This is a genomic window from Sulfitobacter albidus (assembly GCF_018200035.1).
Taxonomy (GTDB): Bacteria; Pseudomonadota; Alphaproteobacteria; order Rhodobacterales; family Rhodobacteraceae; genus Sulfitobacter; species Sulfitobacter albidus.
Genome location: NZ_CP073581.1, coordinates 3,019,314 through 3,031,689, shown reverse-complemented (window position 1 = coordinate 3,031,689; position 12,376 = coordinate 3,019,314). Strand labels below are relative to the sequence as shown.

General features: G+C 61.5%; 14 protein-coding genes and 1 pseudogene. 7 read left to right on the top strand and 8 right to left on the bottom strand.

The window, feature by feature from the left end:
- Positions 1-19: 19 nt before the first annotated feature.
- On the bottom strand, positions 20-1,516 hold the full coding sequence (locus KDD17_RS14805) for a PAS-domain containing protein (RefSeq protein ID WP_212704360.1): 1,497 nt from the start codon (positions 1,514-1,516) through the stop codon (positions 20-22).
- A gap of 62 nt (positions 1,517-1,578) precedes the next feature.
- On the bottom strand, positions 1,579-2,979 hold the full coding sequence (gene regB, locus KDD17_RS14800) for a sensor histidine kinase RegB (protein WP_212704359.1): 1,401 nt from the start codon (positions 2,977-2,979) through the stop codon (positions 1,579-1,581).
- 106 nt (positions 2,980-3,085) lie between these two features.
- Here regB and KDD17_RS14795 point away from each other — a divergent pair, with 106 nt between their 5' ends.
- Both KDD17_RS14795 and KDD17_RS14790 read left to right on the top strand, forming a co-directional pair.
- Positions 3,086-3,688 carry an SCO family protein gene (locus KDD17_RS14795; protein ID WP_212704358.1) on the top strand — a complete coding sequence of 201 codons (603 nt, stop codon included), beginning with the start codon at positions 3,086-3,088 and terminating at the stop codon, positions 3,686-3,688.
- Between the two features lie 70 nt (positions 3,689-3,758).
- Positions 3,759-4,313, top strand: coding sequence for an ActR/PrrA/RegA family redox response regulator transcription factor (locus tag KDD17_RS14790; protein ID WP_212704357.1), 555 nt, complete (start codon positions 3,759-3,761; stop codon positions 4,311-4,313).
- A 12-nt stretch (positions 4,314-4,325) separates the two neighbouring features.
- Here the strand turns inward: KDD17_RS14790 and KDD17_RS14785 are convergent, their stop codons facing one another.
- Positions 4,326-4,811, bottom strand: coding sequence for a GNAT family N-acetyltransferase (locus tag KDD17_RS14785; RefSeq protein WP_212704356.1), 486 nt, complete (start codon positions 4,809-4,811; stop codon positions 4,326-4,328).
- On the bottom strand, positions 4,808-5,404 hold the full coding sequence (locus KDD17_RS14780) for an HD domain-containing protein (RefSeq protein ID WP_212704355.1): 597 nt from the start codon (positions 5,402-5,404) through the stop codon (positions 4,808-4,810). The genes KDD17_RS14785 and KDD17_RS14780 overlap by 4 nt, the downstream gene beginning before the upstream one ends.
- Before the next feature lie 99 nt (positions 5,405-5,503).
- On the opposite strand from KDD17_RS14780, the gene KDD17_RS14775 reads away from it, so the two are divergent.
- The 4 genes from KDD17_RS14775 to KDD17_RS14760 all read left to right on the top strand — a co-directional run bounded on the left by KDD17_RS14775 (position 5,504) and on the right by KDD17_RS14760 (position 8,651).
- The gene (locus KDD17_RS14775) at positions 5,504-5,809 is read left to right on the top strand and encodes an S-adenosyl-L-homocysteine hydrolase (RefSeq protein WP_212704354.1); all 306 of its coding nucleotides are present in this window, start codon (positions 5,504-5,506) and stop codon (positions 5,807-5,809) included.
- Between the two features lie 65 nt (positions 5,810-5,874).
- Complete coding sequence (ahcY, locus tag KDD17_RS14770) at positions 5,875-7,260, top strand: adenosylhomocysteinase (RefSeq protein ID WP_212704353.1); 1,386 nt, start codon at positions 5,875-5,877, stop codon at positions 7,258-7,260.
- Between the two features lie 126 nt (positions 7,261-7,386).
- Complete coding sequence (locus KDD17_RS14765; protein ID WP_212704352.1) at positions 7,387-8,145, top strand: hypothetical protein; 759 nt, start codon at positions 7,387-7,389, stop codon at positions 8,143-8,145.
- Between the two features lie 164 nt (positions 8,146-8,309).
- Positions 8,310-8,651 carry a DUF2853 family protein gene (locus tag KDD17_RS14760; protein ID WP_212704351.1) on the top strand — a complete coding sequence of 114 codons (342 nt, stop codon included), beginning with the start codon at positions 8,310-8,312 and terminating at the stop codon, positions 8,649-8,651.
- A 210-nt stretch (positions 8,652-8,861) separates the two neighbouring features.
- On the opposite strand, the gene KDD17_RS14755 is transcribed toward KDD17_RS14760, so the two are convergent.
- From KDD17_RS14755 to tsaD, 4 genes and pseudogenes are all read right to left on the bottom strand, one after another.
- Positions 8,862-9,287 carry an EVE domain-containing protein gene (locus KDD17_RS14755; protein ID WP_212704350.1) on the bottom strand — a complete coding sequence of 142 codons (426 nt, stop codon included), beginning with the start codon at positions 9,285-9,287 and terminating at the stop codon, positions 8,862-8,864.
- A complete protein-coding gene (locus tag KDD17_RS14750) occupies positions 9,287-9,559 on the bottom strand; it encodes a YciI family protein (RefSeq protein ID WP_212704349.1) in 273 nt (90 codons plus the stop codon). Before KDD17_RS14750 ends, KDD17_RS14755 begins: the two co-directional genes overlap by 1 nt.
- 1 nt (position 9,560) lies before the next feature.
- Positions 9,561-10,491: pseudogene (locus tag KDD17_RS14745) on the bottom strand (NAD(P)H-dependent glycerol-3-phosphate dehydrogenase).
- Complete coding sequence (gene tsaD, locus KDD17_RS14740; protein ID WP_212704348.1) at positions 10,488-11,561, bottom strand: tRNA (adenosine(37)-N6)-threonylcarbamoyltransferase complex transferase subunit TsaD; 1,074 nt, start codon at positions 11,559-11,561, stop codon at positions 10,488-10,490. The pseudogene KDD17_RS14745 and the gene tsaD overlap by 4 nt, the downstream one beginning before the upstream one ends.
- A 79-nt stretch (positions 11,562-11,640) precedes the next feature.
- Here tsaD and KDD17_RS14735 point away from each other — a divergent pair, with 79 nt between their 5' ends.
- Positions 11,641-12,336 (top strand): uroporphyrinogen-III synthase, encoded by a 696-nt coding sequence (locus tag KDD17_RS14735; protein ID WP_212704347.1) that lies wholly within the window; start codon positions 11,641-11,643, stop codon positions 12,334-12,336.
- The last annotated feature ends 40 nt before the right edge of the window (positions 12,337-12,376 follow it).

The window sequence follows — 12,376 nt, the reverse complement described above, 5'->3', positions numbered from 1 at the left end:
AAGTCTCCCCGAAAAGGGACTATTCGTGCATCTGTAAAGGGACAGGCAACGCCGGGACTGACGGAGGTGTGCAAAAGCGTACCAGCGTCGCCTCCGCAGACAGTGGGGTCACGCGGCACTGCCGTTCCGGTGCGCCGGTCCTTTTGACTGTCAGATCGAAACCATCGCGTTCGCCAAAGGTCAGAACCGTCTCCCGCAACCGCTGCCAGTTCACGCGATTTTCGGTTTGCGCGCGCCACAGGTCCACAGCATCGTGGATCGTCACATCAGCAAAGCTAAGCGCCCCGTCAAAGCCCCACATCCTGTCGTAGGCAAGGTTGGAGAAAGTCAGCAGCCCTGCTTGGGAAAAAACCGCGATGGCATCTTCGAATGTATCGAGAAGGTTTTGACCCAGTTCCAGCTCTGTCCTGAAATTCCGTGTCAACGACACTTCGGCGCTGATATCCTCAATGAGAAATGCGAGCGCCCCGTCGGGGTAGGGTTGACCCTTGACCCGCAGGGTTTGCCCGCTTTCCAATACCCATGTCTCTTCAAATCCCTCGCTTTGTGCGGCGCTGACCATGTCGTTCACACGTTGGCGCCAGCCGATGTAATCCTTCGGCTCCGGCATCTGACGTCTTTCGCGCAGTGTGTCGAAAAACGTGTCGATCGTCGGGCGCGGCCCCAGGAATTCGATCGGCAGACCCGTCAGATCCGCAAGTGCGGGATTGAACAGCATAAGCCGTCGGCTTCGGTTGAAGATCGCGAGCCCGGTCGGCAGATGCGCGAATGTTTTTGAAAGCGTCTGCACAAAATCACGGCGTGCCTCCTCGGCCGTCACGACCCGTGTCTCGTTTGATGCAACAAAAAGTGCGCCGTTTTGTTTCTCGTGGCGCTCAAGTTGCAGCCAGATCGGATCGGCGCTGCCGGAAAGCGCGATGCAATGCCGCGCTGACAGGTCGGCGTCCGCGGGGATCAGTGGCACCAGCGGATCCTCTGGCGGGTCGCGCATTGCAGCCCGCAGGGCGTCGTGTGCTGGGTTGCTCCAGACGACATCGCCCGACGCATCGACACACCATGCGGCACAGGGGTCCACCGCCGCAAGCAACCGCAGGGTGCTCAGCTCTTCGAGGATCTCCGGGGGCAAGTCTTCGGCGCCGGTATGTGGGACGGTCAAGGTCAGCCGGATGCTTTTGCCGACCCGTTCTATCGTCGCAGCCTCTCCTGCTGCGTGCGGCCCGCCCGTCAGATATATCGGATCTGACGTAACTTCATCCTGGGTGGCGGGGAAACCGGGAAACCGATCCTGAAATATCTCCCGCAGATCGCCCCATTCCTGATGGCCGGGGATCAGCGGAAACGCCCGCGCCGCAAGGGGGCTGGCATGTTCGACAACCCCCTCCCGAAAAAGAATCGCCGCCTCTTCATGGGGGGGATCGGCAGTTTCAGCCGGTGGCATTTCCGATCGCGAGATCCATCGAAAGACAATCCATATCAATACGATAGAAAAAGAGATACTTATCAAAACGTCCAGCAAGATGATATCCAGTCCCAGACCAACCCGCCTTTCACGGTGCCGTTCAAGACATTAACAAAGTGTTAACCACCCGTCCGTGCGGCTGCGTTGAAATCGATCCGACGGTTGGGCTTATCGATGCGGGCGTCCTGCGCGCCATGCGCGTCGATCCGCGCCCGCGGCCAACGAACCTCGACAATAGCACCGATGTGGGCCGTCTCATCGGTCCCGTTGGCAAAGCGAAGCACGGCTCCCGTCCGCTCCAGCAAGGTCTTGGCGATGAACAGGCCAAGGCCCATGCCTTCATACCCGGGGCGGCGTCCGCGCAGTTTGCCCCTTTTGCGGCGGCTCATGAAGGGATCGCCAATGCGTCCCAGAACTCCGCTGGGAAAGCCTGGTCCGTCATCCACGATCCGCAGGGTGATGAACGTTTCGCTCCACCGCGCTTCGATCCAGACCGTGGTATCGGCGAAATCGACCGCGTTCTGAACGAGGTTGCGCAGACCGTGTATGATTTCGGGCATGCGCAGGATTGCAGGTTGGTCGCTTGCGGGGCCATCGTCTTCGTTGAGAGAGATGATGACGTCCTTCCCGCGTTCCAGATGCGGCTCGGCTGCGCTTTCGACAACAGTGATAAGCGGAGCCTGACGCATATGCAGATCGTCTTTCCCGGCCTGGCCCATGTCGCGCAGTATATCCCGACAACGGTCCGTCTGTTCGACGATCAGCGCCGCATCCTCGCGCAGGTCCGGTTTATCCCGCAACTCCTGCACGAGTTCCGCACTCGCCAGTTTGATCGTGGCCAGCGGTGTGCCCAGCTCGTGCGCGGCGGCGGCGACCACACCGCCGAGGTCGGTCAGCTTTTGCTCCCTTGCCAGCGCCATCTGGGTCGCGGCAAGGGCGTCGGCCATCATGTGTATTTCCGACGTGACGCGGCGCGAATAAGCGGAGGTAAAGACCACACCGATCACCAGCGCGATCCAATGCCCAAAGACGAACAGCCCCGGAATGCGCAGCTCATCCCCCGCATTCGTTTGCAAGGGCAGATGAAACGCCGCCAGAACCGTCACGCTGATAATCGCCATCGCCGACAGCGTCAGCGTGGCCCGCAGGCTCAGCGCCGTGGCTGAAATCGTGACCGGACCCAGAAGCAAAAGCGCAAACGGATTGTTCAGCCCGCCCGTCAGGAACAGAAGAAAACTCAACTGAACCAGATCGAACATGACCATCGCCATGTTCTCCGCTTCCGACAGGCGCTTGTTTTCGGGAAAGACGAAGCCCGCGATCAGGTTTCCGATGACCGAGGCGCCAATGGCGAACAGGCACCATCCCAGTTCCAGGTCGATCCCGAACAGCGGCGGAGTGACCAGAACGGCCGTCAGCTGCCCGGCAATTGCCACCCACCGGATCACGATCATGGTGCGCAGGCGGATCCAGTTGGCCCGTGTGCGCTCGCTCGTCGGTCTGATCATCGGCTGCGTCATCTGCGCGCCCCACTCGTTTGTGACTTTCGATCCTGCTGAACCTAGCCTAGATCTGCGGCAATTCATCCACAATCGCGCGCATGCGCGCAGCCGCAGGAGAGTTCAAATGGTCCGTATCGCCGCAATCGTCGCCGTTGTCATCACTGGTGCCGCCCTGATCGCCTTTACCATGATGAGCCAGTCAGGTGACGATCAATATGCAGAGTGCCGCGCCGGTCAGGTCGCGGGCGGCGCGCTGGGTGGGCCGTTTGAATTGGTCAACGCCGAGGGCGAGACCGTCACAGACGCTGACGTCATCACAGAGCCCACGCTGATCTACTTCGGCTACACCATGTGCCCGGATGTTTGCCCGCTTGACGTGGACCGCAACGCGCAGGCAATCGAGATTCTCGAGGCGCGCGGACAATCTGTCACACCCGTTTTCATTACTGTCGACCCCGCCCGCGACACGACAGAAGTTGTCGGTGATTTTGCCGAGGCGATGCACCCGAGAATGATCGGCCTGACCGGCAGCCCGGAACAGGTCGCCGCAGCGTCCCAGGCCTACCGCACCTACTACAAGGCGCATCCCCCGGTAGATGACGAATACCTCGTGGATCATTCGACCTTCAGCTACCTGGTGACTCCGGAGGACGGGTTCGTCGATTTCTTCCGGCGCGAGTTGTCGCCCGAGCAGCTGGCCGACCGGCTGGCGTGCTTTGTCGGGTGATTTGAAAACGCCGCGTGGCGCGCCATATCTCTGTTCAAACAGTGAATTGAATAAATGAGGCACGCCCGCCATGACCGCTGAACAGACCTACGATCTCGGCCCCGATAAATCGCTTCTGCTGATGGACGACGATGAGCCATTTCTGCGTCGCCTCGCCAAGGCGATGGAGAAACGCGGCTTTGAAGTCGAAACCGCCGATTCCGTTGCGGCGGGGAAGGCCATCGCCTCGGCCCGGCCCCCGGCCTACGCCGTGTGTGATCTGCGGCTGGAAGATGGAAACGGCCTAGACGTGGTCGAGGTGCTGCGCGAAAAGCGGCCCGAATCCCGTGTCGTCGTGCTGACGGGCTATGGTGCGATTGCCACGGCCGTCGCCGCGGTCAAAATCGGCGCGACGGATTATCTTTCCAAACCCGCCGACGCGACCGATATCACCAACGCGCTTTTGGCCAAAGGGGATGATCTACCCCCGCCGCCCGAAAACCCGATGAGCGCGGATCGAGTGCGCTGGGAACATATCCAACGCGTCTATGAGCTGTGTGATCGCAACGTGTCTGAAACGGCGCGCAGGCTCAACATGCACCGCCGGACGCTCCAGCGGATTTTGGCAAAGCGCAGCCCGCGCTAAGGCGCGTGCGCGTCACACGTCATAGCGTTTGAGCCTTTTGTCGACGGTGGTGCCGTCGGCAAGTTCGTACCCTTCGATGACGTCATAGTCCCGAAAGCCCCGGCTTTGATAGTAGGTCAGCCCGCCGTCGTTATCGGCACGGATGTTGGCGCGAATCCAGACATAGCCCAACCGCTTTGCCGCTTTTGCCGTGGCCGAAAACAGCGAGGATCCTATCCCCAGGCCCGTCTGCCCGACCTGAACGAACGTCGCGATTTCGGCAGCGTCCACCGGCAGCTGATCGCTGGGCGCAATCCACTGAAATCCCACCACCTGCTCCGCCTCGTTGAGCGCCACGTGCCAGGCAGACCGCGCAGGCTCCGCGGCCATTGAGGCGCGCATGTCCTCGGCGGTCACGGCTTCGACCAGCGCCGTGGTGCCACCAATCTCGATGATCTCATTGAGCAGTTTCGCGATTGAGCCCGCATCGAGCGGCATCGCAGGGCGAACGTGGATCATGGCATTTCCTTCAGAAGGGCTGCGTGTCGTGCGGTGAAATCGGCGCGGACCTCGACCGGGGGGCGCAGGCGGATGTGCAGCCCCTCGCGCAGGGCCGGGTCCGGGCGTCCAAAGAACTTGTCGGCCTCCGCTTCCGAGAAACCGGCAATCTGCACGGCCTCCATCCAGGCGCTGACACGGTCCGCACGTTTGATCTGTTTCTTGACCGCCGCTGGCACCTTTGCGGGCAGGCCAAACCGGATATGCACTGCTGCTTCCAACCGCTCGTCCAGCGCGCCGTAGCCGGGGCCAACGGCGGCTTTCACCGGGGAAATCATGTCACCGATCACGTATTCCGGCGCATCGTGCAGCAGCGCGGCCAGCCGCCATTTCACCGGCGCGTTCGGCGCGATACGGGCGAATATCGTCTCGACCAGCAGGGAATGTTCAGCCACGGAATAGGCGAAATCCCCCTGCGTCTGCCCGTTCCAGCGCGCCACAAAAGCAAGGCCATGCGCAATATCCTCAATCTCGATATCCACCGGCGTCGGGTCCAGAAGATCCAGCCTGCGCCCCGACAACATCCGCTGCCACGCCCTTGGTTTTTGCGCCACGATGCACCTCTGTTTCCGCGAAAGGCCAAAAGGTTCCCAAAACTTTTTCAGGAACTTCGGCATCTTATTGGAGGTTACCTCGACATCAAGGAGGCACCAATGAAAACGCTGATCGCAACCGCACTGACCGTAACGACCCTTGGCACCGCCGCCGTCGCACAGGACGTCTGCATGCCCGCCGCTGAAATGCAATCGTCGCTGATTGACTGGTACGGCGAAGCACCTGTCGCAGGACCGTCGCAGGACAATACACGTCTGTGGGTTTCGGACGCGTCGGGCACATGGACACTGGTGCGCACCCTCGCGGACGGTAATGCGTGTGTGGAAGCCACCGGTGAGAACTGGTCGCCGGACCGCGATGCCGAGCAGTTGCTGGCAGCACTTGAGGCACGCAACGACAGCTAACCGCGTTTGCGCCCTGCATCCCTCGGTGATATGCGCCCTTCATACCTGATTGAAGGAGCGCCGACATGGCCAACGACTACATCGTCAAAGACATCTCCCTTGCGGAATACGGTCGCAAGGAACTCGACATAGCCGAAACCGAAATGCCCGGTCTGATGGCGCTGCGCGACGAATACGGCGCCGCAAAACCGCTTAAAGGTGCGCGGATCGTTGGGTCCCTGCACATGACCATTCAGACCGCTGTTCTGATTGAGACGCTTGTGGCCCTTGGTGCTGACGTGCGCTGGGCCTCTTGCAACATATTCTCGACACAAGACCACGCCGCCGCGGCCATTGCTGCGGGCGGCACACCCGTGTTTGCGATCAAGGGTCAGAGCCTTGAGGAGCATTGGGATTACCTCGACAAATCCTTCATGTTCGACGAGGGGCCAAATCTAATCCTCGACGACGGTGGCGATGCCACCCTCTACATCCTGCTGGGCGCGCGTATCGAAGGCGGCGAAGAATTCGGCGTCGCGACCTCTGAAGAGGAAGAGGTGATCCAAAAGCAGATCGCCAAGCGCATGGAAGCCTCCCCCGGCTGGTTCACCAAGATGAAAGAGCAGATCCAGGGCGTCTCCGAGGAAACAACTACCGGTGTGCACCGCCTCTATGATCTCAAGAAATCCGGCGGCCTGCCATTCCCGGCGATCAACGTGAACGATTCTGTGACAAAATCGAAATTCGACAACAAATACGGCTGCAAGGAATCGCTGGTTGACGGTATCCGCCGCGCCACCGACACGATGATGGCAGGCAAGGTCGCCGTGGTCATGGGGTACGGCGACGTGGGCAAAGGCTCCGCCGCGTCCCTGCGGGGCGCCGGCGCGCGCGTCAAAGTCACCGAAGTTGATCCCATCTGCGCGCTTCAGGCGGCAATGGACGGTTTCGAGGTTGTGCTGCTCGAAGACGTGGTATCGACCGCCGATATCTTCATCACCACCACCGGCAACAAGGACGTGATCCGCATCGAGCACATGCGCGAGATGAAGGATATGGCGATCGTCGGCAACATCGGCCATTTCGACAATGAAATTCAGGTGGCCTCCCTCAAGAACCACAAATGGACCAACATCAAGGAACAGGTGGACATGATCGAGATGCCGTCGGGCAATCGTCTGATCCTGCTTTCCGAGGGGCGCCTGCTGAACCTCGGCAACGCCACCGGCCACCCTTCGTTTGTGATGTCTGCTTCCTTTACCAACCAGGTGCTCGCGCAGATGGAGCTGTGGAACAACGGCGACAACTACGAAAACGACGTCTACATCCTGCCGAAACATCTGGATGAAAAGGTCGCGCGCCTGCACCTCGACCGCATCGGCGTAAAGCTCAGCAAGCTCGATCCCGAGCAGGCGGCCTACATCGGCGTCTCCCCCGACGGGCCATTCAAGCCAGAGCATTACCGCTACTGATCAAAACCCGGGGTTGGCAAAATTTTGCCGACCCCGAAGGCTGTCAAATCACAATCATGGGAACCAGATCGGGGGATATTTGTTTCTTTGCCAGAGCCTCACGAAGGCACAGCAAAGGAGAAAGTAATGTTTAAGAACCTGATGATGACCGCCGCAGTATCGGCATTCGTGGCAACTGGCGCACTGGCGCAGACCGCCACAGAAAACGCCCCTGCTACCGATATGAACGAGACCGTCGCGACCGACCCAAAGGTGATCGACACGCCCGTTGAGCCCGAGTTCACAAGCATCGATCAGATGACAGTCGAGCAGGTTATCGGTTTCGAAGTGATCGATGGGAACGGCGAAGACGTCGGTGAAATCGACTACGTCCTCGAAGGTCCCGAAGCCGTGATCGGCATCGGTGGCTTCCTTGGACTGGGTGAATATACCGTTGCGCTGCCGCTCGAAGATTTTGAGTTGAACGAAGACTACACCGCGTTCGTTCTGGACCGCACGAAGGAAGAACTTGAAGCGATCCCGGAGTTTGACGAATCCGGCGCCGAAAGTCTGCCCGGTGAGACCCTCATTTCGACGCTGATGTCCGACACCGACAACGCGGCAGCAAGCTCCACAGACATGGACGTGAATGCGGATACTGAGGGTGATGTCGCAAGCGACAGCATTATGCAGGATGACGCAGACACCGCCGCCACCGGCACCATGGAAGAGGACGCTGACGCACCCGCCGACAATGCTGCGGCAGCACCGGCTGCTACCGACAGCATGACAAATTCCGATAACGCGTCGAATGAGGACGCGATGGAGGAAGATGGCGGTGAAGAAACAACCGCGCTCGGCGATGAGTACGACGCCGACGATGGTGACGAAAACAGCGACGGCTGATAGTCGCTCTGGCTAGACCCGAAGACCTCCGGCATTTGCCGGGGGTCTTTTGCCGTTCAGGGGGGAAATTAACTGGGGTATTTCCTTTTGCACACATGTCCGCGTATCGTAACGCTGCAAACAGCAGCGCAAACAGCTGCACGTCAGACTAGGGAGATTGGCCGATGGGCAAACGGGATGAGTGGATCGCGAAATACGCGGATGATCTGCGCAACAAATGCGGGATGGAACCGGATATGTACCTTTTGACAAAGGTGACAATCGGTTGCGGCCCGTCGATCTACAACGCGGACGCTTCGACCGTTGCAGGCAGCCAGCCCGCCGAGCTTGAGACCGTGAAGAACAACTTTCTCATCAAGAAGCTCGGCCTCGCAGATGGGCCGCAGCTGATGGAGGCGATCAACAAGGTGATCGAGGTTTACGGAAAATCCGAGCGCAACAAATACCGCGCGGTGATCTACTACATGCTGACAAAGCATTTCGGCAAGGAATCCGTGTACGGCTGATACGCCTCGCCGTGCCGACCGAACGCCCGCCTCACTGGCGGGCGTTTTTGTTTTGATCTAAATGCAAAACACTGTTTTCTTGCAGTTTTTCGATCCGCGCTCTACTCAGGGTGCACGGCCAGGATGGCCAGAACAGATTTCGAATACGTGTGTGGGTTATGGGAGCACACGGGGTGAGAGGGGTTCTGGCAGGGGTGCCGGAGCCCTTTTTCACGTACCACTTTCCGTTTTTCCCATCTCGCAGATGCGCCGCCATTCGGCCTCTTTAACGGGTTGCACAGACAGGCGGCTGTTGTTGACCAACACCATATCCGCCAGTGCCTCCTCGCTCTTGATCTGATCCAGGCTGACGGATTCGATAAAGGGGCGCACGGCCTTGATATCGACGCACTCCCACCGGTCGTCGTCGGTCGTGCTGTCGGGATGGGCCGCGGCGCAGACCTCGACGATACCCACCACGGATTTCTCTTTCTGCGAGTGATAAAAAAACCCCAGATCGCCCACGGCCATCTCGCGCATGAAATTGCGCGCCTGGTAGTTGCGCACGCCGTCCCATTCCTCGCCCGCGTCGCCTTTGGAAACCTGATCGTCCCAGCCCCAGACCGAGGGTTCGGATTTGAACAGCCAGTAGGCCATCAGCCGATCACCTTTTTCCATTCGGTCAGACTGACAGCCTCAAACAGACCCGCACGGGCGTAGGGATCCGCCTCGGCCCAGGCTTCGGCCCTGGCCATGTCCGGCACATCCAGCACGATCATTGATCCGCACATCTGCCCCGCAGTGTCCAGCAGCGGACCGGCAAGATGCACGTGGTCGGTGGATTTCAGATAGGCGATGTGGTCATCGCGGTTGGCAACGCGCACGTCCAGCGCGCCGGGTTTGTCGCGGGCCATCAGGCAAACCAGCATGTCATTCCTCCTTGAGTGGTCGGTCGAGCAGCATCTGCATCGCCGCGCCCACATCTAGCCGCTTGTCGAGCACGGCTGCAACCGCGCGGGTGATCGGCATCTCAAGATCCAGTCTGGCCACGGCACGGGCAGTTGCCGCGCCCTCGACCGTGGTGCCGGGATCAAACGTTCCGCCCCGGCCAAGGCTCAGCCCCAGCCTGTAATTGCGCGAGCCCTCCGACGTGCAGGTCAGCGTCAGATCGCCAAAGCCCGACAGCCCGGCAAGCGTTTCCGCCTGCGCGCCGCGCGATAGCGCCAGCCGCTGCATCTCGGCAAAACCACGGGTCATCAGGGCGGCGCGCGCGCTGTCACCCAGACCCGCGCCAATCGCCGCTCCGCAGGCAATCGCGATCACGTTTTTCAGCGCGCCGCCGATTTCGGCCCCAGCGTGTCGGTTGTGCGGTAAAGCCGCAGCGTCGGCGTGGTCAGCTGCGCCTGCAACGCGGCACCGTCCTGCGACACCGCCAACGTCAACGCGGTGGGCAGCCCCCGCGCGATATCGGCGGCAAAGCTTGGGCCGGTCAGGATCGCCGCCCGCGCGTCCGGCGTCACGTCCCCGATCACGCTGACAGGGCCAAAGCCTGTCGCAAGCTCGATCCCTTTGCAGCAGGCGACAAGGGTGCGCCCGGACAGCGCGTCCGTATGGCGTTCAACAAATCCGCGCAATTGCTGCATCGGCACCGCGATCAGCAGCGTTTCCGCAGCGCAGGCTGACCGCAGATCATCCGTGACGGTCAGGGTATGGGGAAACGCGCAGCCGGGCAGGCGGCGCGTGTTTTCGCCGTCCGTCATGCCGTTTGCGTTGCGGGCCCAGAGGGTCACAGGACCGTTCTGCCCCAGCGAAATGGCCAACGCAGTGCCAAAGGCACCGCCCCCAAAACCGCGACGTTCATGCCTTCGCCCCCTTCTTCCCGCTGCCCAGCATCGCGGGCGCTTTCCCATCCAACGGCCAGCGTGGACGTGCCGACAGATCCATCCCGTCCGGGGCGCGGTGCGGCATCTGTTCAATCGCGGCAAAGGCGATCATGGCCGCATTGTCGGTACACAGCGGCAGCGGCGGACAGATCAGCGTCGCGCCCGCCTCTGCCGCGACCTGCTCAAGCCCCGCGCGGATCGTCATATTTGCCGCGACACCGCCGGCCACGCAAAGGGTCGGCGTTTCGGTCAGAGGCACCAGTGAAGCCAGCGCGCGCCGGGCCTTTTCGGCAAGTACGTCCACGACCGCCGCCTGGAATCCTGCCGCCAGATCGGCGCGATCCTGCACCCGCAGCGCGCCATCGATCATCAGTGCATCACGCTGGCGCAGTACCGCCGTCTTGAGCCCCGAGAACGACATGTCGCAGCCGTCGCGGTCCAGCAGCGGACGCGGCAGTCGAAAGCGCTCCGCATCGCCGTCACCGGCGCAGCGCTCAATCGCGGGGCCACCGGGCTGGGGCAAGGCCAACAGGCGGGCGATCTTGTCAAAGGCTTCACCCGGCGCGTCGTCAATGGTGCCTCCCAGGCGCTCGAACCGCTCAGGTCCGTGGGCGATCAGAAACTGGCAATGCCCGCCCGATACCAGCAGCATGAGGTAGGGATAGGCCACATCATCCGTCAGTCGTGGCGTCAGCGCGTGCCCCGCCAGATGGTTCACCCCATAAAGCGGCAGATGCCGCGCCATCGCGATCCCCTTGGCGCACATCACGCCCGACACCACGCCGCCAATCAGCCCGGGCCCTGCCGTCACCGCCACCGCGTCGATCTGATCCAACCCAATGCCTGCCTCGTGCAGTGCCTGCGCCACGCAGATGTCCAGCTTTTCCGCGTGCGCGCGCGCCGCGATCTCTGGCACCACACCGCCAAAGGCCGCGTGCAATTCGGTCTGTCCCAGCACCACCGATGACAGGATCTCTCGCCCGCGCAGCACGGCGGCGGCGGTGTCGTCGCAGCTGCTTTCGATACCGAGAACGGTCTGGGGGGCCATGATGCGGGCTTTCGCTAGACGTGGGATGCGCAGCAGGTAACACTCTGGCGTCCGCCAAACAATCCTGCGAACCTGCGGCATGCGCAAGCCGACCCTCCTGCTTACCCGTCCCGCCGAGAGCGCTGAACGCTTTGCCGCCGCGCTTGATCCGGTGGCAATTGCGGGCATGCGCGTGCTGATCGCGCCGCTGATGCGGATTGATCCGGTCGCGACAGAGCCTCCGGCCGTCGAGGCCGCAATATTCACCTCTGCGCAGGGGCCCCGACATGCGCCGCCGGGTGCGGGCCGTCCCGCCTATTGCGTGGGTGCGCAGACGACCGCGGCGGCCCGTGCACACGGTTGGCAGGCGATCTGCGCCGGGCAGACCGCCGCGGCCCTCGTCGACACACTGCGCACCGACCCACCCGCCGGACGGCTGACCCATCTGGCAGGCGCCCACCAACGGGGGGACATCGCGGAGCGGCTGCGCGATGCAGGTCTGCACGCCATGCGTCACACGATCTACCGGCAAGTCCTTTTGCCACTCAGCGATGCGGCGCGAGATGCGCTTGAAGGTCCGGCAATAGTGCCGCTTTTTTCCCCGCGCACGGCCAGGCAATTTTGCGAACAACTGGCGCTACCGGCCCCGCAGGCGCGACTGATTCTTCTCAGCGCGGCGGTCGACATGGGTCTTGATCGGGTGAATCCCGAAGAAATCCGGATCGCAAAGGCACCTACGGGCGTTGAAATGCGTAAAACGGTTGAAATCGAATGCAGGCGGATCACCTCCGCTTGAGGGACAGGGGCGCGGCGGCTAAGGTCGCAGGGTCGAGATC

Excerpts from the sequence above, each read along its gene's own strand:
- regB (WP_212704359.1), bottom strand. The coding sequence starts at position 2,979 with ATGACGCAGCCGATGATCAGACCGACGAGCGAGCGCACACGGGCCAAC.
- KDD17_RS14795 (WP_212704358.1), top strand. The coding sequence starts at position 3,086 with ATGGTCCGTATCGCCGCAATCGTCGCCGTTGTCATCACTGGTGCCGCC.
- KDD17_RS14790 (WP_212704357.1), top strand. The coding sequence starts at position 3,759 with ATGACCGCTGAACAGACCTACGATCTCGGCCCCGATAAATCGCTTCTG.
- KDD17_RS14785 (WP_212704356.1), bottom strand. The coding sequence starts at position 4,811 with ATGATCCACGTTCGCCCTGCGATGCCGCTCGATGCGGGCTCAATCGCG.
- KDD17_RS14775 (WP_212704354.1), top strand. The coding sequence starts at position 5,504 with ATGAAAACGCTGATCGCAACCGCACTGACCGTAACGACCCTTGGCACC.
- ahcY (WP_212704353.1), top strand. The coding sequence starts at position 5,875 with ATGGCCAACGACTACATCGTCAAAGACATCTCCCTTGCGGAATACGGT.
- KDD17_RS14765 (WP_212704352.1), top strand. The coding sequence starts at position 7,387 with ATGTTTAAGAACCTGATGATGACCGCCGCAGTATCGGCATTCGTGGCA.
- KDD17_RS14760 (WP_212704351.1), top strand. The coding sequence starts at position 8,310 with ATGGGCAAACGGGATGAGTGGATCGCGAAATACGCGGATGATCTGCGC.
- KDD17_RS14755 (WP_212704350.1), bottom strand. The coding sequence starts at position 9,287 with ATGGCCTACTGGCTGTTCAAATCCGAACCCTCGGTCTGGGGCTGGGAC.
- KDD17_RS14750 (WP_212704349.1), bottom strand. The coding sequence starts at position 9,559 with ATGCTGGTTTGCCTGATGGCCCGCGACAAACCCGGCGCGCTGGACGTG.
- tsaD (WP_212704348.1), bottom strand. The coding sequence starts at position 11,561 with ATGGCCCCCCAGACCGTTCTCGGTATCGAAAGCAGCTGCGACGACACC.
- KDD17_RS14735 (WP_212704347.1), top strand. The coding sequence starts at position 11,641 with ATGCGCAAGCCGACCCTCCTGCTTACCCGTCCCGCCGAGAGCGCTGAA.